Annotated in this window: 22 protein-coding genes; 9 read left to right on the top strand and 13 right to left on the bottom strand. The window is 56.7% G+C overall.

All coding sequences use genetic code 11. The features are described from left to right. Positions 1-65: 65 nt before the first annotated feature. The 3 genes from ABUA09_RS02030 to ABUA09_RS02040 form a co-directional block, all read right to left on the bottom strand. Positions 66-1,316, bottom strand: coding sequence for an MFS transporter (locus ABUA09_RS02030; RefSeq protein ID WP_227151594.1), 1,251 nt, complete (start codon positions 1,314-1,316; stop codon positions 66-68). Positions 1,317-1,380: 64 nt separating this feature from the next. Continuing rightward, a complete protein-coding gene (locus ABUA09_RS02035; protein WP_195614543.1) occupies positions 1,381-2,592 on the bottom strand; it encodes an MFS transporter in 1,212 nt (403 codons plus the stop codon). A gap of 51 nt (positions 2,593-2,643) precedes the next feature. Beyond that, a complete protein-coding gene (locus ABUA09_RS02040; protein ID WP_058117809.1) occupies positions 2,644-3,405 on the bottom strand; it encodes a cyclase family protein in 762 nt (253 codons plus the stop codon). Between the two features lie 232 nt (positions 3,406-3,637). On the opposite strand from ABUA09_RS02040, the gene ABUA09_RS02045 reads away from it, so the two are divergent. Continuing rightward, positions 3,638-4,525 (top strand): LysR family transcriptional regulator, encoded by an 888-nt coding sequence (locus ABUA09_RS02045; protein ID WP_058117810.1) that lies wholly within the window; start codon positions 3,638-3,640, stop codon positions 4,523-4,525. A 422-nt stretch (positions 4,526-4,947) separates the two neighbouring features. Next, complete coding sequence (locus ABUA09_RS02050; protein ID WP_058118755.1) at positions 4,948-5,166, top strand: DUF6061 family protein; 219 nt, start codon at positions 4,948-4,950, stop codon at positions 5,164-5,166. A 79-nt stretch (positions 5,167-5,245) separates the two neighbouring features. Here ABUA09_RS02050 and msrB read toward each other — a convergent pair whose 3' ends face one another. The 4 genes from msrB to ABUA09_RS02070 all read right to left on the bottom strand — a co-directional run bounded on the left by msrB (position 5,246) and on the right by ABUA09_RS02070 (position 8,491). After that, positions 5,246-6,364 (bottom strand): peptide-methionine (R)-S-oxide reductase MsrB, encoded by a 1,119-nt coding sequence (gene msrB / locus ABUA09_RS02055; protein ID WP_058117811.1) that lies wholly within the window; start codon positions 6,362-6,364, stop codon positions 5,246-5,248. 96 nt (positions 6,365-6,460) lie between these two features. After that, positions 6,461-7,420 carry a TlpA disulfide reductase family protein gene (locus ABUA09_RS02060; protein ID WP_349949041.1) on the bottom strand — a complete coding sequence of 320 codons (960 nt, stop codon included), beginning with the start codon at positions 7,418-7,420 and terminating at the stop codon, positions 6,461-6,463. Beyond that, positions 7,417-8,319, bottom strand: coding sequence for a 4Fe-4S binding protein (locus tag ABUA09_RS02065; RefSeq protein ID WP_349949056.1), 903 nt, complete (start codon positions 8,317-8,319; stop codon positions 7,417-7,419). Before ABUA09_RS02065 ends, ABUA09_RS02060 begins: the two co-directional genes overlap by 4 nt. A gap of 25 nt (positions 8,320-8,344) precedes the next feature. Then, a complete protein-coding gene (locus ABUA09_RS02070; RefSeq protein ID WP_167546170.1) occupies positions 8,345-8,491 on the bottom strand; it encodes a CD1871A family CXXC motif-containing protein in 147 nt (48 codons plus the stop codon). Positions 8,492-8,638: 147 nt separating this feature from the next. Between ABUA09_RS02070 and ABUA09_RS02075 the strand changes: the two genes are divergently transcribed. After that, positions 8,639-9,316 (top strand): response regulator transcription factor, encoded by a 678-nt coding sequence (locus ABUA09_RS02075; RefSeq protein ID WP_349949042.1) that lies wholly within the window; start codon positions 8,639-8,641, stop codon positions 9,314-9,316. Then, positions 9,313-10,464: a sensor histidine kinase gene (locus tag ABUA09_RS02080; protein WP_058117815.1), complete on the top strand. Its 1,152-nt coding sequence runs from the start codon at positions 9,313-9,315 to the stop codon at positions 10,462-10,464. Before ABUA09_RS02075 ends, ABUA09_RS02080 begins: the two co-directional genes overlap by 4 nt. Before the next feature lie 7 nt (positions 10,465-10,471). Here the strand turns inward: ABUA09_RS02080 and ABUA09_RS02085 are convergent, their stop codons facing one another. After that, complete coding sequence (locus ABUA09_RS02085) at positions 10,472-10,747, bottom strand: hypothetical protein (protein ID WP_058117816.1); 276 nt, start codon at positions 10,745-10,747, stop codon at positions 10,472-10,474. A gap of 218 nt (positions 10,748-10,965) precedes the next feature. On the opposite strand from ABUA09_RS02085, the gene ABUA09_RS02090 reads away from it, so the two are divergent. After that, positions 10,966-11,571, top strand: coding sequence for a helix-turn-helix domain-containing protein (locus ABUA09_RS02090; protein WP_058117817.1), 606 nt, complete (start codon positions 10,966-10,968; stop codon positions 11,569-11,571). A 42-nt stretch (positions 11,572-11,613) separates the two neighbouring features. After that, on the top strand, positions 11,614-12,687 hold the full coding sequence (locus ABUA09_RS02095) for a site-specific integrase (RefSeq protein WP_058117818.1): 1,074 nt from the start codon (positions 11,614-11,616) through the stop codon (positions 12,685-12,687). A gap of 115 nt (positions 12,688-12,802) precedes the next feature. Here the strand turns inward: ABUA09_RS02095 and guaA are convergent, their stop codons facing one another. From guaA to ABUA09_RS02115, 4 genes are all read right to left on the bottom strand, one after another. Beyond that, positions 12,803-14,356, bottom strand: a complete 1,554-nt coding sequence (gene guaA, locus ABUA09_RS02100; RefSeq protein ID WP_058117819.1) for a glutamine-hydrolyzing GMP synthase — start codon at positions 14,354-14,356, stop codon at positions 12,803-12,805. A 137-nt stretch (positions 14,357-14,493) separates the two neighbouring features. Next, positions 14,494-17,763, bottom strand: a complete 3,270-nt coding sequence (gene carB / locus ABUA09_RS02105; protein ID WP_058117820.1) for a carbamoyl-phosphate synthase large subunit — start codon at positions 17,761-17,763, stop codon at positions 14,494-14,496. Further along, positions 17,763-18,848: a carbamoyl phosphate synthase small subunit gene (locus ABUA09_RS02110; protein WP_195607472.1), complete on the bottom strand. Its 1,086-nt coding sequence runs from the start codon at positions 18,846-18,848 to the stop codon at positions 17,763-17,765. Before ABUA09_RS02110 ends, carB begins: the two co-directional genes overlap by 1 nt. Positions 18,849-18,967: 119 nt before the next feature. Next, a complete protein-coding gene (locus ABUA09_RS02115; protein WP_033116502.1) occupies positions 18,968-19,807 on the bottom strand; it encodes a metallophosphoesterase in 840 nt (279 codons plus the stop codon). A gap of 159 nt (positions 19,808-19,966) precedes the next feature. On the opposite strand from ABUA09_RS02115, the gene ABUA09_RS02120 reads away from it, so the two are divergent. Continuing rightward, complete coding sequence (locus tag ABUA09_RS02120) at positions 19,967-20,650, top strand: DUF421 domain-containing protein (RefSeq protein WP_033116501.1); 684 nt, start codon at positions 19,967-19,969, stop codon at positions 20,648-20,650. After that, a complete protein-coding gene (locus ABUA09_RS02125) occupies positions 20,647-21,027 on the top strand; it encodes a DUF4363 family protein (protein ID WP_033116500.1) in 381 nt (126 codons plus the stop codon). Before ABUA09_RS02120 ends, ABUA09_RS02125 begins: the two co-directional genes overlap by 4 nt. A 142-nt stretch (positions 21,028-21,169) precedes the next feature. Here ABUA09_RS02125 and nrdR read toward each other — a convergent pair whose 3' ends face one another. Continuing rightward, on the bottom strand, positions 21,170-21,625 hold the full coding sequence (gene nrdR, locus ABUA09_RS02130) for a transcriptional regulator NrdR (protein ID WP_033116499.1): 456 nt from the start codon (positions 21,623-21,625) through the stop codon (positions 21,170-21,172). 919 nt (positions 21,626-22,544) lie between these two features. On the opposite strand from nrdR, the gene ABUA09_RS02135 reads away from it, so the two are divergent. After that, positions 22,545-22,982, top strand: coding sequence for a hypothetical protein (locus ABUA09_RS02135; RefSeq protein WP_349949045.1), 438 nt, complete (start codon positions 22,545-22,547; stop codon positions 22,980-22,982). The last annotated feature ends 10 nt before the right edge of the window (positions 22,983-22,992 follow it).

Consider the following 22,992-nt stretch of genomic DNA (forward strand, 5'->3'; position numbering starts at 1 on the left):
GCCCACCGGCACGGAAGCTGACGTCCGTGCCGGTGGACTTTCTATTATTGTAAATATCAGTAATATTAGTTTTGCGGCGCGGGACGATATTTGAAATTGGATACCGCCAACAGCACAAAACTGAACGCTGAAATGATCCCCCAAAACAGATAGACCCTGGCGTAGGTCCCGGACAGGGATGCAATGGCGCCGATCAGCAGATAGCATAGGTTCCGGATCAGGCTGGCGCCAGTAAACAGGACGGACCACACGCTGGCATAGTTGGCCCGCCCATACTGGCTGACCAGAGTGGAAGCCATCAGGTTGGCGTTGGCCCCACCACTGGCCATAGCCAGCCAGAGGGGCAACAGGAACAGTTTGTCGATGCCCGTCAGGGCAAAGGCCCCTGAATAGCCTATCACATAGAGCGCGGCAAAAATCAGACTGGCCTTCTTGGTTCCAAGCCTGGTGTCCAGCACCCCCATGATAAAGCTGCCGGCCAATGAAAACAGACTGGTCAGAGACATCAGCCCCACGGCGTCCACCTGAGAATACCCCCGCTCCAACATATAGGGGACAAAAGCGGTAATGCCGCCGGTAGTCGCGATAAACAGCAGACCAAAACCCACGATATAGCACATTCCGTCTTTGGAACCTATCAGGTTCCGTGCCGTCCAGTCCTGGCGGGCCGTCCCGCCGCCGAACTCCTGTTGTTCCCGCTCCGTCAGAGGCATATTGTCCGGCAGGAGGCCGCACTGTTCAGGGGTATCGACGATCCATTTCAGGGATACGACGCCCAGCATGGCAATTACGGCCGCCAGGAAATAGCAGACATTGGTAAATCCAATCTTGGGGCTGTACACCGTGATGAACAGAACAGAGGTAAAGGAGGCCGCCATCATACCGGCGGTGGTGATCCCCATGACCCAGCCCTTTTTTCGGGGGAACCAGTTGGCAATCAGTGCGTTGGTAGCGGTAAAGCTGTAACCGTTATACAGGCCCTGACTGACCACGGACCAGAGGATATAGATTCCCAGGCTCGTCCCATTCCCTAGAATACACAGTCCAACCGCCGTGCCGATGCAGCTAAAGGCGGTGATCCCCCGCACTCCCCTGGCGATGACCCAGCGTCCGATCAGAAAAGTCATTGCCACGGAGAGGAATCCGCCCACGGTGTTGACGGAAGTGACAAGATTGGAGTTCAGTCCGGTCATACCGCAGTACTGCGCAACAAGAACGCTTAGTCCCCCGCCGATCAGGGTGCCATAGATCCAATACATCAAAAAAGAATGGAGCACCATGGAGTAACCGCGGAGAAACGATTTTTCCCCAGCCATAAACAGCATCCTTCCCATATCAAATCTGCGGCGGGGCGCAAGCCCCTGCCGCAGATTTTGATTTTTAGTCTGCGATCTTCTCGGTCCCTTTCAGCTTCTGGGTGGCAATCGCAAAGATGGACAGGGCCGTGCAGATCACCGCGCTCAAGACATAGCGGGTATAGATGGTACCGCCCATCCGCGCCACCGTGGAGGTGATCAGGTAAGGGGTGAGGAAGTTGCCCAGCACATTGGCTGCGTTGAAATAGGAGAAGCCTCTGGACGTGGCTCCCTTTTCCAGGGTGATGGGCAGGAATACAAAGCTGGCCGATTTAAAGATGCCGAAGCCAAATCCGATTACTGCAGTGGCCACAAAAATCAGCCACAACAGCGAAACGCTCTTGCAGACGGCAAGCATGAACAGGCCGATGGCCATCAGAACAATACCGCCAGTCATGCAGGGCTTGCCGAACTTGCGGCAGAACACTTTCAGCGTAGTCGCCGCGATCACATTTAGTCCGGCAAAGACAAAGGAGCCATAACTGGCCATCTGTGCGTAGTTTTCAAAGCCAAGGCTCTGGAACAGGGACGAGGCGTTGCTCTGGTACACCATCCAGCACAATCCAGCAAAGAAGGACTCGATCACCCAGCAGATGAGCGCAGGGGACCATACCTTGACCTTTACGGGCTCACTTCCATTCTTCCTGGGGAGGCACTGGATTTCCTCCCGGGGCTGCACGATCACGGTGATGAGCATAACCGGAATAGTCAGGAAAAAGATCCAATAGACGCAGGGCCAGTCGATGGCCACCAGCAGGCCGCCGATCAGCGGAAACACTACGCTGCCGACCGTCGCCGCCACAGAGTTCTGGGCGTTCATTCTTACCAGCTCAGCGCCCTCAAAGTGATTGGCAATATTGATGCCGTTTAGCGGGGTGATGAGCCCCATACCGATGCCAATGAGAACACTGGACAAGAACAGCAAAGGAACACTGGTCTTCGCACAGAAAAAGCCGATGACGCCGCCTGCCAGAACACTTATCAGGGTGAGCATGGACATGCTCTTCAGCGTCATCCTCTTTTCCAGCCAGATACACAGCAGGGAGCCCACCACCGCCATGCCAGTGGTCGTGGAAAAAATCAGTTGTATGGTGGAAACCGGGTACTCCGGATAGGTCTTGATCAGGTCGGCAATAATCAGCGATATTACATTTTTTGACAAAGCAAGCGCGTTCAGAGAGAGGATCGCGATGGCAATCCTGGCCTGAAGCGCAGTCCGTTTTGCTGCAGCGTGCATGTTCAGAATTCCTCCTCGTACCTTATACCTTTTCTCTTTTCCGGCTACGGATTACAGCACGGCGATAGGACGCACCCAGCCCGCACTTCCTCCCTTGATCTTAATCGGGAAGCAAATCACCTGGAATCCGGTGACGGGCAGCAGATCCAGATTTGTCATCTTCTCCATCTGGTAATACTCCATCTCCATACCCGCCAAGTGGCCCTCCCAGATAACGGACGGGTCCTTCGTCTTGGCAAATTCCTTTGCCACCAGAGGCAAAGGAACGTCCCAACTCCAGGCATCGGTTCCCACCACCTTGACGCCCTGCCGCAGCAGCCACAGGGTGGCCTCACGGCCCACACCGCAGCCAGTGATCCCGTATTCCGTCCGGCCATAATTTTTCTGTGCGCCGGTGTGCAGAAGCACGATATCCAGCGGCTTGAGCTGATAATCGATTCTTCTGAAATACTGCTCCAGATCCGCCGCAGTCACCTTATAGCCATCCGGTTTGTCCTGGAAGTGGATACACACACCGTTACCCATACACCACTCCATCGGCATTTCATCGATGGTCCGTGCCCGCTCACCGCCGTTCATAGTGGGCGCATAGTGCCAGGGCGCGTCCATATGCGTCCCGCTGTGATCCGCGCAGGATATCCGCGTATCCGCACAACAGCCTCCGGCCGGCAGGTCCTCCCGACTACAGCCGTAAGTCTTCATCATTTCATCGGCGCCCGTCTCATGGTCGGAATATTGAAAATGCGGGCGCATGATGGGAATATCAGAGAGCGTGTCGGGCTCAAAGAGGACAGATAAGTCAATGAAACTCATGCTATATTGTGTACTCCTCTCATTTGCTGCGATTTGCCGCGAATCGTCCGTGCGCACGAAAGCAATTTGTCGGCTTCACGTACATCATACCGGCAGTCTGCTGCAAAATAAAGGAGCAATTCCGCACGCCTCTGTGCATTCAGTGCACATAGCGTCTAAAATTGACATAACTCTTCTTTTGTGTTATAGTCAAAAAAATAACCGGACAGAGCGCAAGGGGTGTGATGGTGCTATGACGCTGGAGCAGTTGGCGTTTATTTCAGAGGTGGAAGCCGCTGGTACGATCGTTGCCGCGGCAAGGAACCTCTACGTCTCCCACACCACGGTCAGCCGCGCCATTTCCAGTCTGGAGGACGAACTGGGCTTTGCCATTTTTGACCGCTCCAGGCGTGGTTCTACTCTGACCGACAAAGGCGCAGAGGCTATCCGTCTGGCCAGAATCATTTTGGAGAATGCCGAGAATCTCAAGCAGTTGGGTGAGAGCAGGGAAACCGGCGCTCTGCATATCGGAGCTTACCCCATCGGCCCTACTACCTTTTTGCAGGATGTGGTATCCAGATTCAATCATGTCTATCCCGAGTATACGATTTTTCTCAATCACGCGGGTGTAAACGATATTATCGCCGGTGTGCGGGACCTTACCCTGGACTTCGGCCTCATCTGCTGTCTGCCGGAGCTTTGGAGCTCCGTCCGCGCTTCCGTCCAAGTCACAGAGTTGTTTGAATCCAATCTAGTCATCATCTGCAGCCCGGATTCTCCATTGTCCAAGAAACCCTTTGTCACTCCGAATGATCTGAAACATGAGACCTTTATCCTCCAGAGTGAGGAGCAAGTCCTATACATGATGCAGCATGTCTTTTTCCCCGGAGATATGCCGCCAATCTCTATGTTCTCCAACAACAATGAGTTGATCAAAACCACAGTCATGTCCAATCATATGATCGCCACTTATGTTGAGATGGTCATTGCGGATGATCCCCTTGTGAAATCCGGTCGACTGGCCTGTGTCCCCATCAAACTGGGGGCCGAATTATACAAGCTGAAATATCTCTATGTCCGTCCACTAAAAAAGCGGATCAGCGCCGCGGAACGCACTTTTATCCGGCTGATGCCCTTTTAACCCGGAAACTTCCGTTCCAACGCAGAAGTTCGAAACAGCTCTCCGAAAAAAGTTGCCCCAATCGCACATAAGGCGATTGGGGCAACTTCTTTGCTCCGGTTTGAAACCAATATTTTGCGGTAAGTGCTCCCGTCGGATATGTCTGCTTCGGAATCATTCCCACTCAAGTCTTGAGCTTTGATTTAGGGTTATAAAATGCACTCTCGATACGCTTTTCGTCCAAATAATCCACGTATTTCGGGCTGTACATAGGTTCCTTGCGAATTTTGTAGCCGTTTTGTAGCCAACTATTTTATACGTACTAACCGTTCGCAACGACTTGTTTTGAATGATTTGCAGCAGATTTCGATATGATTCCCGCCAATAATCACCCGGAAATTGACCGCCTGATTCACCTCAAAAATCATCTTGGAGGTATGACCATGAGCAAACTTATATCCTATCAATTCAACATAGACACAGCCTGCGTAGAATTGGTTTTTGACGATAGAAGCCAGATTTCCATTGACTTCACCGCCGTTGAAAACGAAGTTGCCGATAACCGCTTTCAGCGGTCAGAGCTGGATTATCTGATCTACAACGACCCGCTTGCTTATGCCGATCTGATTCTGAACAGCAAGCTGAACGTCCTGTTTGAATAAACCGACATGAGCATAAACGACAGCGTCCCGGTTCATAATGATTGGGCCGCTGCTTATTATATCATTGTATTTTGCGAACTCATTCCTCGAACAGATACAGAAGATATCCGTAACCCTCTGCTTTCATCTTTGCGTAAGGCACAAAGCGCAGGGCCGCACTGTTGATGCAGTAGCGCACGCCATTGGGGGACTCCGGATCGCCGGTGAACACATGACCAAGGTGAGAATCTCCGGCACGGCTTCTGACCTCTGTACGGCGCATGCCGTGGCTCAGGTCCTCCAGTTCTACCACGGCAGGCTCTTCAATGGGCTTTGTGAAAGCCGGCCAGCCGCAGCCGCTCTTGTACTTATCCGTGGAGGAAAAGAGCGGCTCGCCGGTGACGACATCCACATAGATGCCCTTTTCAAACTTGTCCCAGAACTCGCCTGTGAAAGCGCGCTCTGTGCCGCTCTCCTGCGTAACACGGTACTGCTCCGCCGTCAGCTTGTCCCGGATGGATTCCGCCGCGGGCTTCTGATAGTCGCCCGGATCGATGCGCAGCCGGGAAAACAGCTCCATCTCCGCGCGCGGGATGTGGCAGTAGCCGTTCGGGTTCTTTTCGAGGTAGTTCTGGTGGTACTCCTCGGCGGGGTAATAGTTCTTGAGTGGGCCTATCTCCACGAAGAACTTTTCACTGCGTCCCCGCTCGATCTCCGCGATGCGCTCCACCGTTTCCTTCGCGCTTTCGTTGGTGTAATAGACACCGGTCTGATACTGGCTGCCCCGGTCGTTGCCCTGCCGGTTCTCCACCGTGGGGTCGATCACATAGAAGTAGACCAGCAGCAGGGCGTCGAGGCTCACCTGCCCGGGGTCATACTCCACCCGCACGGTCTCCCGAAAGCCGGTGTTCCCTTTGCAGACGGTCTTGTAATCGGCGTCCGCCTCGCAGCTGCCGTTGGCGTAGCCGCTCTCAGCATCGAGGACGCCGGGGATGGACTGCATCAGGTGCTCCATGCCCCAGAAGCAGCCGCCCGCCAGATAGATGACATTGTCTGTGGTATCCATATAGGTGATCTCCTCGTCGGACCGGTCAAAAGCCTGTCCGCCCATGTTTGTTTCCTGTCCGCTCTTTTCCTTCGGCACAGTCTGCCGCCCGGCGGCGCAGCCGCTGAGCAGCAGCACTGCGGCGAAAAGCAGGGCCAATACGCTTCGATGCATCGCGTTTCCTCCTTTCAGGGGAAGCTGGGCTCACTCTGCCCCTTGCCCGCCGAGGGCAATGCAATGGCGCGCAGCAGGCACTTTTTAAATCTCGGGTCAGCCCATATCGGCGGCGAGTGCCTTGTCGATTTGGGCTTGCAGCGTCTCCGCCTGCTTCTTTTCCGTGATGGCGCCTACGATGGGGTCACCCACGATATTGCCGTTGCGGTCGACCACATAGGTGGTGGGATAGGCAAAGATGTTGGTGGTAAACTTTCCCGCCTCACCGTCGGAGTCAAAATACACATTCTGATAGGTGGCGCCCTTCTTGGCAAGCACATCCTTCGCCTCGGAAATTGCCGTTTCGTCGCCGTCCAACGTGAAGGTGTTGACGCCGATGAGTGCGCCGCCCTTCTTCGCAAGCTCCTTGTTCAGTGCGTCCAGCTCGGAAAGCTCGCCTACGCAGGGATTGCAGGTGGTGAACCAGAAATTCACCACGGTGACGGCGTTGCTGGCGAACAGCTCCTTGCTCTTCACCGTGTTGCCGTCCAGATCTTTCCCTTCAAAGGCGGGGAACTTCTGCATACTGCCGTCGTCGGGAGGGTTGCTCGTGTCGCTGCCCGCGGGCATGCTCATATCGCCGTCCATGGATTGCTGCACGATCTCAGGGTACTTTTCCTCCAGCGCGGTCAGCTTGTTTTCAATATTGCTGATCTCCGTGGCTGACTCCTTCAGCCACTCATACTCCTTGTCGGTGAACTGCTCTTTAGCAGCCTCAACGGTATCCAGCAGGAAGTCTCCGTAATTTTTCCCGTCCTCCTGCATGGTCATGCCCTTATCGGCCGCCATGAACACCTTCTCCCAGAGCTCGGTATTTTCCGACAGGATCGCGTTCTCCCGCTCCAGCAGCTCCTTGTGCAGGGCGAGCGCCTCCTCGGCGTTTTTCGGCTCGCCAGTCATGGCGGAGCCGTTGCCGCCCATGTCGCCCATCTTGTCATTGTTCTTCGTGCCGCAGGCTGCCAGAGAGAGGGCCAGCACAGCGACCAGCAGCAGTGTTGCCAGTTTCTTTGCGTTCATATACGTTCCTCCTGATTCTTGTCGATATTCTGCTGCGGCATTTCTGCCGCAGCAGGTTTATTTTTACCGTCTCCAAAGCCATAGCGGAAGCGCACGGCATTGGTCGGACAGGCGCGGATGCACATTCCGCAGCGGATGCACTCGGTATGGTTGGGCGTTTTCGTCACATCCACATCCATCTTGCAGGCTCTGGCGCACTTCCCGCAGGAGACGCACTTATTCTTGTCCACCTTCATCTGGAAGAGGGACACCCGGTTGAACAGCGCGTAGAAAGCGCCCAGCGGGCAGAGCCACTTGCAGAAGGGACGGTAGAACAGCACGCTCAGCACGATCACTGCCAGCAGGATGCTGAATTTCCATGTAAACAGCTTGCCCAGCGCCGCCCGGATGCCGGCATTGGCGAGGGACAGCGGGATGGCTCCCTCCAGCACGCCCTGGGGGCAGAGATACTTACAGAAGAACGGGTCTCCCATCCCTACATCATTCACAAGGAACGCCGGCAGCAGGAATACCATCACCAGTAGGACGGCGTATTTCAGGTATGTCAGGGGCTTGAGCTTCTTTGTGGAGAGCTTCTTTGTCGGGATCTTATGCAGCAGCTCCTGAAACCAGCCGAAGGGACAGAGGAAGCCGCAGATAAAGCGCCCCAGCAGCACGCCCAGCAGGATGAGAAAGCCTGTGATATAATAGGAGAAGCTGAACTTGGACGAGCCCACCACTGCCTGAAACGCCCCGATGGGACAGGCTCCGGAAGCCGCCGGACAGGAGTAGCAGTTCAGCCCCGGCACGCAGACAGTCTTCCCCGCGCCCTGATACAGTCCGCCCTTGAGAAAGTTCGGCAGATGCAGGTTGGTCAGCAGCGTCGCCCCCGCCTGAATCCAGCCCCGGAAGCGGGACATGGTCTGTGAAACGCCTGAAAACTTTTTACCCAATGCCCACACACTCCAGACATAATTTGATTGCTTTGCTCAGCACTGTCGCCGCCTCGCCCCGCCAGACACCAAAGCACAGCATGGCGGCTCCGGCCATCAGCAGCACGACCTGCGCCGCAGCCTTTTTTCCGCAGCCCATTTTTCATCACCCTTTCCGATTTTCTGCCCCCATCATAGCGCGGGAGAGTTAAAGTCTCTGTTAAGAACGAAAACTTAACGCAAACCTTATCTGTTTTTGCTATAATGAAAGCAACACAAAAACGAAGAAATAAAAAGGAGGGTTCTCATGCACCTTTTAGTAATTGAAGATGAACGCGCCCTGTGCGAGACCATCGTTCGCAGCCTGCGGCGGCTGGCCTACAGCGTGGACTACTGCTATGACGGCGAAAAGGCGCTGGCGCTTCTGGGCGTGGAACGATACGATCTGGTGCTTCTTGATCTGAATCTGCCGAAAAAGGACGGCATGACGGTGCTGCGCACCCTGCGGCAGACCGACCGGGAGACGCGGGTACTGATCCTCTCCGCCCGCAGCGAGGTGGAGGACAAGGTGCAGGGACTGGACGCCGGGGCCAACGACTATCTGGCAAAGCCCTTCCACTTGGCCGAGCTGGAGGCGCGTATCCGGAGTCTTACCCTGCGCCAATTCACGCAGAAGGATGTGCTGCTCTCCTGCGGCGAGCTGAGCTTTGATACCCGCTCTCGCACCGCCGCCGTCAGCGGACAGACGCTGACGCTGACCCGCAAGGAGGCGGGAATCCTGGAATATTTAATGGTGCATCAGGGGCGCCCGGTGAGTCAGGAGGAGCTGATGGAGCACGTCTGGGACAACAGCGTGGACAGCTTCAGCAATTCCATTCGCGTCCACATCTCCGCCCTGCGCAAAAAGCTCCGCGCCGCGCTGGGCTATGACCCCATCCGCAACCGCATCGGCGAGGGCTATCTGATGGGAGGCGAGGAAGCATGAAGCGTCTTTCTTTGCAGTGGCGCATCACCCTGATGTCCGTCCTGCTCATCGGCATCACCTGCGTGGCCATGAATTTGCTGCTGTGCTCCTCCGGTGTGTACTATATGGACACCATTGCGAACCGCTTACAAGGCGGCGGCACGGTGATCCTGAATGATGGCGGAGCGGCGAGCTTTGACCCGCAGCTCATAGCGCCCAACGAGGAGTTGACCATCGTCGTCGATGGGGTGCAGGGGCGCTTCCGCACCACCAACTGGTACATCACGGCGGCGGTAACGCTGCTCAGCGGCATCCTCGCCTATTTCGTCAGCGGACGCGCTCTCAAGCCCCTGCGCAGCTTTGCCTCGCAGGTGGAGCAGGTGCAGCTGAACAATCTTGCCGATATGAGGATCGATGAAGACGCTATTTCGGAGTTCCGGCAGCTGAGCCGCTCGTTCAACCAGATGCTGGAGCGGCTGAACAACGCCTTTGCCGCCCAGCGGCAGTTCACCGGCAACGCCGCCCACGAGCTGCGCACGCCACTGGCGCTGCTGCAGGCGCAGCTGGAGCTGTTTTCCGCGGAGCATCCTGATGTGCGACCGGAGACGGCGGAGTTCCTCACGCTTTTGCGTGAGCAGACGGAACGGCTGATACAGATGACCAGGACACTGCTGGAGATGAGCAATCTGCGGCAGGTGGCGCGGAACGAGCGGATCCAGCTCGCTCCCATGATCGAGGAGATCTTCACAGATCTTGCGCCGCTCTCAGATAAGCTCGGCGTCACGCTGACGGCGGAGGGCGACGGCATTATGACCGGCAGCGATGCACTGATCTACCGGCTGATCTTCAACCTGACGGAGAACGCCGTCAAATACAACCGGCCGGGCGGCTCGGTACGGGTTTCTGTCACTCAGGAGTTGGAAAAGCTCCTGCTCCGCGTCTCCGACACCGGCTGCGGCATCCCGGAGGTGTATCAGCGCAGTATCTTCCAGCCCTTCTTCCGGGTGGACAAGTCTCGCAGCCGGGAATACGGTGGCGCAGGACTGGGGCTCTCACTGGTATGGGAGATCGCCGACCTCCACGGCGGCTCCGTTTGGGTAGAGAAAAGTTCGGAGAAGGGCACTACCATTGCGGTGGGGTTGCCAACGCAACAATCAACGAAGCCCTAAAACCCTTTTATTCGTTTTTCGCCGCTTCGCTTGCCGCCCTGCGGCGTTCCTCTCTGTATGGGGCGGTCAGCCGGAAAGAGAAGCGTCCCTTTTCAATCTCAAATTCCTTGTAGCCCGTGTCCAGGTCTACGTCCGTCAGCTTGCAGACGGCAGGGTGTTTGCGGCTGTATGCGGTCAGCCTGTTTTTGAGGTCGGTGTTGTGGGTGCGGATGAAGATGGTGGGGTCTTTCTCGTCAAAATAGATTTCGGTGGTCTTTTCCTGCTTGGTAAGTCCAGTTCTCATAGGCTTATCCTTTCTGCGGCTCTGTCACGCAATAGGGGTGTTTTTCGGGGATTTTCTTCGGCTCTTGACTTGGGAAAAATGGCGATTTTCAAACAGGAGCGCGCCGGACGATGTCTGCCCTGTCCGACGCGCTCCCATTCGATAAAATGCGTTTTTTCCGGCTCTACACAGGAATCAGCGAGCTTCGTCCCTCGTGACCGCTTTTTCTCTGCTCAGATATGGACAATTTCGATTATCCCGCCATTGGGCAGAGAATCAAGCAACTCCGAAAACGGAAGGGGCTGAACCAGACCGAACTGGCACAAATGCTGAAAAAATCTCTCCGCACCGTACAGAAGTACGAAACAGGAGAGATTGAAGTGTCGATTGCCGTTGTCAATCAGATTGCCGACCTGTTGGACACGACCTCAACCTATATTCTTGGCTATGAATCCAGCACGACGCAGATCAGGACGCTTGCCGATGTGATGGACTTTCTCTTTAAGCTGGAAACGGTAGAGGGCATCGACTTCAAGATCGACGTGCAGAAGCCACCCCGCAGCAAGCAGTGGGAATGTTCCATTTCCTTTGACGGAAAGAGCATGGCAGAGTTCAACGCCGATATGTGCCTGTTCCTTGAGCAGTGGGAGGACGAACGCAGCGAGCTTCGCGCCTATAACTCCACGCAGGCAGCATATAAGCGCTGGAAGGAGCAGACGCTTGCATACTATGCCGCGAACGCAGTCAAATGCACAGAGCCGGAAGAACTTGACCGTGATGAACTGATTGCAAGACGGACAGAGCTTTTGGAAAAGAAATACGGTAAAAACGAGAGTAATGAGTAAATAACCCCATCAAAGCCTGATTCTTGAGGGAAGGAGGTAAAAATGTCAGTAACAAAAGACGGCGACACCGGTCGCTGGATGTCCCAGATCCGCGTGACGGACTGGACGGGCAAGACCATCCACAAGAAGAAGCGCGGCTTCGCCACCAAAAAGGAAGCCCTGCAATGGGAACGTGACTTCATCAGCCAATCCACAGGCAGCCTCGGTATGACCTTCGGCGACTTCATCGCCCTGTATGTCAAGGATATGGAGCACCGCCTCAAGCCCTCCACCGTTGCCAGCAAGAAATGGCTGATTGACCTGAAGGTAACGCCTTTCTTCAAGAAAATCCCGCTGAACGAGATCAAGCCCACTCATGTGCGCCAATGGCAGAACTCCCTGACCAGCTATCGGGATGAAAACGGCAAGCCTTACGCCCAGACCTATCTCAAGTGCATCAACAACCAGCTCACGGCGATTTTCAACTACGCAGTCAAGTATTACGGGCTGAAAGAAAACCCCTGCCACAAGGCAGGGAGCATGGGCAAGAAGAAAGCCGATGAGATGCTGTTCTGGACAAAGGACGAGTTTCAGACCTTTATCGAGAGCATGAAAGACCGTCCCGCCAGCTACACGGTATTCATGACCATGTACTACACGGGGATTCGGGAGGGAGAGCTGCTGGCGCTCACACCGTCGGACATCGACTTCGAGAAGAAGACCCTGACGGTGAACAAGAGTTATCAGCGCCTCGGCAGAGAGGATATTATCACCACTCCGAAAACACCGAAAAGCATCCGCACTATCCCCATTCCCGACGGTCTTTGCAACTGTTTGCAGGAGTATATGTCCCATTGCTACGGGCTGCAAAAGGACGACCGACTCTTTCCCTACACCAAGAGCTTTCTGTATCACGAAATGGAGTATGGCTGCAAGGTATCAGGGGCAAAGCGCATCCGGGTGCATGACATTCGACACAGCCACGCCAGCCTGCTGGTGGAGATGGGCTTCTCACCGCTGCTGATCGCGGAGCGTCTCGGACACGAGAAGGTGCAGACCACGATGGACACGTACAGCCACCTGTACCCCAACAAGCAGGTGGAGGTAGCCAGACAGCTTGACGGCATCATGCCGTGAGCCTCTGGCTACAAAAATCGCTGCAAATGTAGCCAATTTGTAGCCAGTAAAAAACAAGAATCCCGGAAAACCCTGTAATATCAAGGTTTTCCGGGACTCAAAAGCCTAATTTAATTTATTCCCACTCGATTGTGGCGGGCGGTTTGGACGTGATGTCGTAGACGATGCGGTTGATTCCTTTGACCTCGTTGACAAGTCGGACAGAGATCTTGTCCAGCACCTCGTAGGGGATCCGTGCCCAATCGGCGGTCATAAAATCGCTGGTGGTGACAGCCCGGAGGGCCAGGGTATAGTCATAGGTACGTCCGTCTCCCATAACGCCTACGGAACGGCTGTTGGTGAGGACCGCGAAGTACTGGCTCAGATTTTTGTCCTCACCGGTCTTGGCGATCTCCTCCCGGTAAATGGCGTCGGCCTCCCGCAGGGTATCGGCCTTCTCCTTAGTGACGGCGCCAATGATGCGGATGGCCAGACCAGGGCCGGGGAAGGGCTGGCGCATCACCAGATATTCCGGTAGGCCCAACTCGCGGCCCAAGGCCCGCACCTCATCCTTGAAGAGCAGGTCCAGCGGCTCCAGTACACCCTTGAACCGGGCCACCACCTCGGGTGGCAGCAGGCGGTTATGATGACTCTTGATCACATCAGCGTCTCCCTTGCCGGACTCGATCACGTCGGGATAGATCGTACCCTGCGCCAGGAAATCCTGATCCGTGATCCCAAACTGTTCGGCCTCATCCCGGAACACATAGCCGAACTCCGCGCCGATGATATGTCGCTTTTCCTGCGGGTCCTCCACTCCAGCCAGTTTGGACAGGAACCGCTCCTCCGCGTTTACGCGGACGAACCGGACCTTCCATTTGCTAAAGGCGCTCTCCACTTCGTCTCCCTCATGCTTCCGCATCAGGCCGTGGTCCACAAACACGCAGGTCAAGCGGTCCCCAATAGCCTCGGCCAACAGCGCGGCCAGGACCGAGGAATCCACGCCGCCGGATAAGGCCAGCAGGACACGCCCCCGGGGCCCGATCTCCTCCCGCAGCCGTGCGACCGTGGATTTGCAGTAATTCCCCATGGTCCAGTCCCCGGTGGCTCCGCAGACCTCGAAGAGGAAATTGCGGATCATCCTGGTGCCGTTCTCTGTATGGTTGACCTCCGGGTGAAACTGAACGCCATAAAAGCCCCTGGATGCGTCGGCGATGGCCACATTGGGGCAGTTGTCGCTGTGAGCGGTGAGGGCAAAGCCCGCGGGCACCATGGCCATGTAGTCCCCATGGCTCATCCAGGATGTTCCCTCTGCGGGCAGGCCCTGGAAAATCTTACAGCCGGTGTCGTAGTAGGTACGGGTCTTACCGTACTCCCGGGCGGTGTCCTCCTGGGCCGCGGTAACCTGTCCGCCCAGGGTATGCGCCATGAGCTGGCATCCATAGCAGATCCCCAGGACGGGGATCCCAAGTTCAAAAATCGCGGGGTCCACATGGGGCGCGGCGTCCTCATAGACGCTGTTGGGGCCACCGGTGAAAATGAAACCGATGGGGTCCATGGCCTTCAGCTCAGCAATCGGCGTGGTATAGGGCTTGACCTCGCAGTAAACGCCGCATTCGCGGACACGGCGGGCAATGAGCTGGTTATACTGACCGCCAAAATCCAGTACGATGACAAGTTGATGATTCATATCGTTTCCCTCCTTGAGAGGATCAGAATACAGTCGAAAACATGTCTGCGGCGGGACAGAGCGCTATCGCCTCCGCCCCGCCCACAGACAGCGGCTCTGCCGGCTGCCGGATCGGAGAGAGCCCCAAAGAAGGGCTCTCAGATTTTCGTGATGTCGATGGGCCGCAGGTCGGCGCTTCTCCCCTGCTCCCGGACCGTCAGAATGGCGTGCGCCGTATCGATGGCGGTGACACAGGCCACCGAATGCTCCACCGCAGCGCGGCGGATCTTGAATCCGTCGGTGTCGTGCTTGCGACCCCTGGTGGGGGTATTGATCACCAGGTCCACAGATCCGGAGGCGATCATATCCAGAATATTGGGATGGGCCTGGGAGACGCGGGCCACCTTCCTGGACGGGACTCCGGCGGCGTTGAGGGCATCGCAGGTCCCAGAGGTGGCCAGTATCTCGATCCCCATCTCCTCCAGGCCGCGGGCGATGCCGACCATCTCCCCCTTATCCTCGTCCTTCACGGTGACGATGACACGGCCGCCCTTTTTAGGCACCTTCATGTTGGCACCCTTAAATGCCTTCAGCAGCGCCTGTGGGAAGGATTCCGCGATCCCCAGCACCTCGCCGGTGGACTTCATCTCCGGTCCCAGACCGGTATCCACATCGGTGAGCTTCTCAAAGGAAAACACAGGCATCTTGACCGCAAAATATGGAGCCTCCGGGTAGATGCCGGTGCCAAAGCCCAGATCCCTCAACTTCTCTCCCAGCATGACCTTAGTGGCCAAGTCGATGATGGGCACCCCGGTAACCTTGGAGATATAAGGTATGGTCCGGCTGGAGCGGGGATTCACTTCGATCACATAGACCTGGTCGTTATAGAGGATGAATTGGATGTTGATGAGGCCGATGACCCCCAGCGCCTTGGCCAGTTCATAGGTGTATCTGAGGATGGTCTCTTTGTGCTGATCCTCAATGTGAAGGGGCGGGTAAACGGAAATGGAGTCGCCGGAATGGACCCCGGCCCGCTCCACATGCTCCATGATGCCGGGAATCAGGATATCCTCGCCGTCAAAGACGCCGTCCACTTCCACCTCGCGGCCCATGAGGTATTTGTCTACCAGGATGGGGTGCTCCTGTACCGTCTGGTTGATGATGCGCATAAACTCGGTGATGTTCCGGTCGTGATAGGCGATCTCCATCCCCTGCCCGCCCAGCACATAAGAGGGCCGGACCAGCACGGGATACCCCACTTCATTGGCGGCGGCCAGCGCCTCTTCGGTGGTAAAGACCGTTTTGCCGGCCGCACGGGGAATACCGCACTGCTGGAGGATCTCATCGAAACGCTCCCGGTCCTCCGCCGCGTCCACGCCGTCGGAGGAGGTGCCCAGAATGGGCACTCCCATATCTGTGAGGGCCTTGGCCAGCTTGATGGCGGTCTGCCCGCCGAACTGGACCACCGCGCCCCAAGGCTTTTCCAGCTCCACCACGTTCTCCACATCCTCGGGAGTCAGCGGCTCAAAATAGAGCTTGTCCGCCACATCGAAGTCAGTGGAGACGGTTTCCGGGTTATTATTGATGATGATGGTCTCATAACCCATGCGGCGGAAGGCCCATACAGAGTGAACGGAGCAGTAGTCGAACTCAATGCCCTGTCCGATACGGATGGGGCCGGAGCCCAGCACCAGCACTTTTTTCTTTTCCGGGTCCGGCGCATAGCCATGGGCTTCAGCGGCTCGAAGCGTCTCGCAGACCGGTGCGTCCCCCCACTCATGGGGCTGCGCCGCCTCGTTCTCCGCGTCATAGGTGGAATAGTAGTAAGGGGTCTGCGCCTCGAACTCGGCGGCGCAGGTATCCACCATCTTGAAGGATGGGACAATGCCCAGCTCCCCCCGCAGGGCCTTGATCGCAGCGGCGGTCTTTCCCGAGAGGGCCGCGATCCAGGCGTCGGAGAAGCCCATCTCCTTGGCCAGATACAGAGTGTCCCGATCCAGATGGCCCCGCTCCAGCCGGTCCTCCATGTCCACGATGTTCTGGAAGCGGTCCAGGAACCAGATGTCCATCTGGGTGATCTTGTTGATCTTCTCCGGCGAAAACCCTCGGCGGAGCGCTTCGGCCACGACAAAAAGCCGTTGGTCGTCCACATTGGCGAGACGCTCCTCGATCTCCTCAGTGTAGAGCTCGTCCAGGCCGTCCAAACGCAGGGATTTGACGGGCAGTTCCAGAGAGCGGATGGCCTTCATAAGGGCCCCCTCAAAGGAATTTCCGATGGCCATGACCTCACCTGTGGCCTTCATCTGCGTCCCCAGGGTCCGGCTGGCGGTGGTGAACTTGTCAAAGGGCAGGCGCGGGATCTTCAGCACACAGTAGTCCAGCGTGGGCTCGAAGCAGGCGGTGGTTTTCCCCGTCACCGCATTGGGGATTTCGTCCAGGGTATACCCAAGCGCGATCTTGGCTGCCACCTTGGCAATGGGATAGCCGGTGGCCTTGGATGCCAGCGCGGAGGAGCGGCTCACCCGGGGATTCACCTCGATGACCGCATATTCGTAGGAATCTGGGTTCAGCGCCAGTTGGACATTACAGCCCCCCTCGATCCTCAGGGCGGAGATGATGTCCAGAGAGGCGGTGCGGAGCATTTGATACTCCTTGTTGGCCAGTGTCTGGGTGGGCGCCACCACGATGGAGTCGCCGGTGTGTACGCCCACGGGGTCGATGTTCTCCATGGAGCAGATCTGGATCACATTGCCCGCGGAGTCCCGCATGACCTCGAATTCGATCTCCTTCCACCCGGCGATGGACCGTTCGATCAGGACCTGTCCCACCCGGGACATATGGATGCCCCGGTCCGCGATCTCCCGCAGAGAGGGTTCGTCGTATGCGATGCCGCCGCCGGTGCCGCCCAGCGTATAAGCCGGACGGACGATCACAGGATAACCGATGGAGTTTGCAAAATCCACGGCGTCCTCCACAGACTCCACCACATCGGAAGTCACGCAGGGCTGTCCCAACTCCTCCATGGCGTCCTTGAAACCCTGACGGTCCTCCGCCTTGCGGATAGACTCCGGGGAAGTCCCCAGAAGCCGGACGTTGTACTCCTCTAAAATCCCCTGCTCATGGAGATTCATGGCAAGGTTGAGGCCCGTCTGTCCGCCCAGTGTGGGCAGGATGGAGTCAGGCCGCTCTATCTGAATGACCTGGGTCACCGAAGCGATGTTCAGAGGTTCAATATAGACATGGTCCGCAATGTCCTTATCAGTCATGATGGTGGCCGGGTTTGAGTTGACCAGCACCACCTCCACGCCCTCCTCCTTGAGGGCCCTGCAGGCCTGAGTGCCCGCGTAGTCAAATTCGGCGGCCTGTCCGATCACGATGGGGCCCGAGCCCAGCACCAGTACCTTCTTGATATTTGGGTTCTTCGGCATTACCAGGCGCCTCCTTCCATCCGGCGGATAAATCGGTCAAAGAGGTATTCCGTATCTTTGGGGCCGGGCGAGGCCTCGGGGTGGAACTGGACGGTATAGACATTCCCGTTCTTGTACCGGAGTCCCTCCACACTGCCCTCGTTTACGTTGACGTGAGAGACTGCGGCCACCTCCGGGCTGACGCTCTCGGCGCAGACCACATAGCCGTGGTTCTGAGAGGTGATGAACACCCGGCCGGCGTCCAGGTCCTTCACCGGATGATTGGCGCCCCGGTGGCCGAAGCGCATCTTCCTGGTGGAAGCGCCGGTGGCCAGCGCCATGAGCTGATGTCCTAGACATACGGCGAAAATGGGAATCCCGGCGTCATAGAGGTCCCGAATCTCCTGGATGATGGCCACGTTGTCCGAGGGGTCCCCCGGTCCGTTGGAGAGCATCACGCCGTCGTATCTTCCCGCCAGGATCTCCTGGGCGGTGGTGTGGGCCGGAAACACCGTCACCTCACAGCCACGGCTCTGGAGGCAGCGGATCATATTTTCCTTTACACCGAAATCCATCAGCGCCACCCGCAGTTTCTGGCGGATAAGCGGAGGATAGACCTGCACCGCTTTCCTAGTGACTCTCTCCACCGTACCCTTGACCCGATATGCCTCCACCGTTTTCAAAACATCCTGGATACAAAAATCCTCCGCACAGGTAATCATACCATTCATGGTACCCTGACTGCGGAGAATACGGGTAATAGCGCGCGTATCCACGCCTTGGATGCCCGTGATCCCATGTTCTTTTAAATAATCGTCCAAATCACCTTCGCAGCGGAAATTACTGCCCCGCCGGGAGAGGTGGCGAACGACAAATGCCTCTCCCCAGGGCCGGGAAGACTCGTTGTCCTCGCTGTTCACGCCATAGTTGCCAATGAGCGGATAGGACATCACGACGCCCTGTCCGGCGTAGGAAGGGTCCGTCAAAATTTCCTGGTAGCCCACCATAGAGGTATTGAACACCATCTCACAGACACAGTCCTCTGTAGAGCCGATGCTCTGTCCCTCAAAAATGCTGCCGTTTTCCAGAATGAGGGTGGCCTTCATCTGCAGTATCCCGCCTTTCACCGCATTTTATCTGATAGATTCTATCTCAAATTTTCTCTCCTGACAACATTCTTTTTTTAAAATGGAGAAATATGTGGATTTGGACAAAGATATCCGGTTCATTCTGCCGGCGTCACGTCAATGATGACCAGTTCCGGCGGATTGAAAATGCGCGGGACCCGCGTGGACTCCCTGGCCAGCCCGCGGCTGACCACCAGGTCGGTGTTCTCATCAAGCCGGTACAGCCCGCCCGCATACGCCGGAAAGAATCCCTGGTCCGGGGCCAGCAAGCCGTTGACCAGGCCCGGAAGGCGCCACTGTCCCCCGTGGGCATGGCCCGACAAAACCAGATCAAAGTCGTAGGCCAGGTAGTCCTCCACCCGCTCCGGACGGTGAGAGAGGAGCACGGCAAGGCAGTCCGGGTCCGCCGCCTTCGCCGCTGCGGACAACTGATCGCTCCACATAGACCCGCCGCACTTCGGATCGTCCACACCGCACAGCTCGACACGCTGCCCCTGTATAAGCACCGAACGGCACTCCCCCGCCAGCACGATAACGCCGCTCTCCGTCATCTCCCTTCGGATCGTCTCCACCCTGCCGCTGCGGTATTCGTGGTTGCCTGTGACATAATAAGTCGGATACCGCGCGGCCAAGCGCCGTACTGTGAGCCATGCATTGTCCTCCGGGAGAACGTCGTCCACAATATCGCCGCCCAGCAACACCACATCCGGATGCTGTGCCTCCACCATGTCCAGCAACTCCCGCTGTCCCTCTCCATAAAAGCAACTGTGCAGATCCGTCAGCAGGGCGATCCGCACCGTCTTCTTCACCTTTTCGCTGCCTACGGTATATCGCCGCAGGGTCAGCCGATTTTCCAGCCCTGCCGCCGCTATGGCCAGGAGCGCGCAAAAGGCGGCCAGAACCGCCCATCTGCGCTTTCGGTTTTTCGGTGGTCTCATTTTCCCAGCGCCCCTTTTCCCTTCCTGCGCAGTATAATCCCCGTATCCTCTGACCATACTGTTATGGCGTATCTGAGCCGTCGGGCCCCTGTTCCGGACGCCCCGCCGATTCGTGCACGCCCCAGGATGGACCTATCTTTTGGGAGGAGCGCATTTTTTATGATCATCGCGTTTCTGCGTACCATTATATTATATCTGCTGATCATCGCGGGCATTCGTCTGATGGGAAAGCGACAGGTGGGAGAGCTGGAGCCCTCCGAGCTGGTGCTCGATCTCATCATCGCGGATCTGGCGGCCGTCCCCATGCAGGACTTCGGCATCCCTCTGCTCTCCGGCATCATTCCGATCCTGACGCTGCTCAGCGTCACCATGGTCCTCTCCGTGCTCACCATGAAGAGCGTCAAGTTCCGTGCCATCGTCTGCGGACGCCCCAGCATTATCGTGGAGAACGGGCGGCTGAATCAGCAGGAGATGAGGCGGAACCGCTTTACCGTGGACGAGCTAAATGAAGAGCTCAGAGTCCAGGGGATCACCGACCTGTCCACCGTCAAGTACGCGATTTTGGAGACCAACGGCCGGGTGTCCGTCATTCCTTACGCAAATCAGCGACCCGTCACCGCCGAGCAGATGAACCTCTTCCCGGACGACGTCGGACTTCCCCTTGTCATCATCAATGACGGACGGCTGCTGGAGCACAATTTGAAGCTCCGCGGCTTCAACGAGGGCTGGCTCAATAAGCGCCTGGAGGAACACGGCGTCCGCACTGTCCGGGATGTATTCCTCCTCTCCGTGGACGAGCAGAACCGGGTCTATTTTGTCCCCAAGGAGGTCGGTGTAAAATGAGAAGGCTCTGGATTGCTGTCGCCTTCCTCGCCGCGGTCTTTGCCGCGACACTGGTCAACTCCCATTATCTGAAAACCTTCTCGACAGAGCTTACATCCCTGCTCACGCAGGCCGAATCCCTGGCCGAGCGCGGGGAGTGGTCGGAGGCCGAGTCGCTTACCCAACAGGCCCTTGCGTCCTGGGAGGAGCACGATCTTTATCTCTACACCATGCTGCGTCACTCGGACACCGACCAGGTTCATACCGGATTCCAGGAAGTTCTTGAGTTTATCCGCTGTGAGGAAGGGGGCGAATACTCCGCCGCCAACGCCCGCCTTGTCTCCCAAATCGAGCTGCTCTATGAGATGGAAGAATTCAGTTTGAAAAACCTTCTCTGATCCTCCACGCGGCATCAATGCTGTCCTGATAGATATTATACCCTCGCATTTATTGTTTTTCAATATTAAATATCCTCAAAACAATAAATTTATATAAAACACTCCGGGCGGACCGACATCCGCCCGGAGCCTTACATGAGGTTCATTTTCCATCCAGAAGCTTGTTGAGCTCATCCATAAAGGTACCGATATCTTTGAATTGGCGGTAAACCGAAGCAAAACGGACGTAGGCCACTTCATCCACCTCCTTGAGCTTCTGCATCACCATCTCCCCGATCACGGCTGAGCTCACTTCACGCTCCATATCGTTTTGCAGGCTCTGCTCGATCTCCTGCGCAATCTCCTCCAGCTTGGACAGGGGGACGGAGCGTTTTTCACAGGCCTTGAGCATGCTTCCAAGCAGCTTATCCCTGTCAAACGTCTGACGGCTGCCATCCTTTTTGATCACCACAAGAGGCAGGCTTTCCATTGTCTCATAGGTGGTGAACCGCTTGTGGCACTCCAGGCACTCCCGGCGGCGGCGGATACTGGCCCCCTCGTCCGAGGGGCGGGAATCGACGACCTTACTTTCCAGGTTGCCGCAAAACGGACACTTCATCTTGGAATGACCTCCTCTGCAATGTGAAATTTTACCGTTATAAATACAGGCAGTTCTCCAGCGTCAAGCACCGCCGGAGCTCTTCCCGACCGGCAAGCGGCCAAATATTCATAGATAGCGTGGTCCTGTATCTGCTTTGCGGCTATTATATCACACAATCCAGTGTCCTGGTATTCTTTTTTCTATTTATATCCTTTTTTATCTCCTGGGCTGTATAAACTCCGCTTCTCCATGGTAATACTAGGGGCGTAACAGGCGAAAAGAGGTGAGTTTTCATGAACGAGAACCAAAACAACAGCCGCAGCAACGCCAAGAACCGTAAGGATCAGGGCCAAGCCCAGAACAAAAAGAAGGATCAGGCCCAGAACAAGAAGAATGACCAGAACCAGTTCTAAGCAAACAAGAGCCGGAGCGCACTGCTCCGGCTCTTGTTGTATCCATGCCCGCCCTTCCGGCATAGGATAGCCCGGAGGTTATGAGTATGAATATGTTCCCTCGCAAATCAATCGATGCTTCCGACTTTGCCGCATCCCTTCGTGATGCCGAAGCTTGCGTTTCCAGCGACTGCGGCTGCCAACCCATAAGGTGCTGCGTCCCTAATCCCTGCTGCAGCTGTCCCAGATGCTGTATCGGGCCAACTGGCCCCACCGGTACCACGGGCGCAACCGGTGCAACCGGCGCTACTGGGCCCACCGGCGCCACGGGCACCGCAGGCGCTGCCGGCGCTACCGGACCCACCGGCGCTACGGGTGCCACGGGCACCGCAGGCGCTACCGGACTCACCGGGCCCACCGGCGCTACGGGACCCACCGGGCCCACAGGCGCTACGGGTGCCACAGGCGCTACGGGACCCACCGGGCCGACGGGTACCTGCACCTGCTCGTGCCGTTCTCGAGGCGAGTTGGTGCTAAACGGCGGTATGGAAGCTTTTACAGATACTGTCCCCACCAGTTGGACCGCAAATAACAAAAATCTAGTTTCCCAGGTCGGCCAACAGGGCCGGGTGCATTCCGGGAACCTGGCCGCCAACCTGGTCAACGGCGCCGTTCTCTATCAGGATATCGCCGTAGACGCCGGGTGCTATCACCGCTTTTCTTTCTTTGCCAGGGGAGAAGGCAGCAAGGTTAGCGTTACTGCCAAGGTAATCTATCTGAATGCACAGGACCAGCCGACTCAGGGCCTGCTTATCCAGGTACGGCAGCAGGATATGACCAACAGCAACCGGGATTTCGCCTACTACCAGGGAATCACTATCGCCGCGCCGGCCGGAACCGTGAAGGCAAGGATCGAGTTTGATGTCAGCGCGGACGGCGGTCAGAGCATGGATCTGGACGACGTATCGTTCTCCTTGGCCTGACAGCGGCCCG

Origin of the sequence: Intestinimonas sp. RTP31139st1_F5_RTP31139_211217 (assembly GCF_040226735.1) — a bacterium.
Lineage (GTDB): Bacteria > Bacillota > Clostridia > Oscillospirales > Oscillospiraceae > Intestinimonas > Intestinimonas butyriciproducens.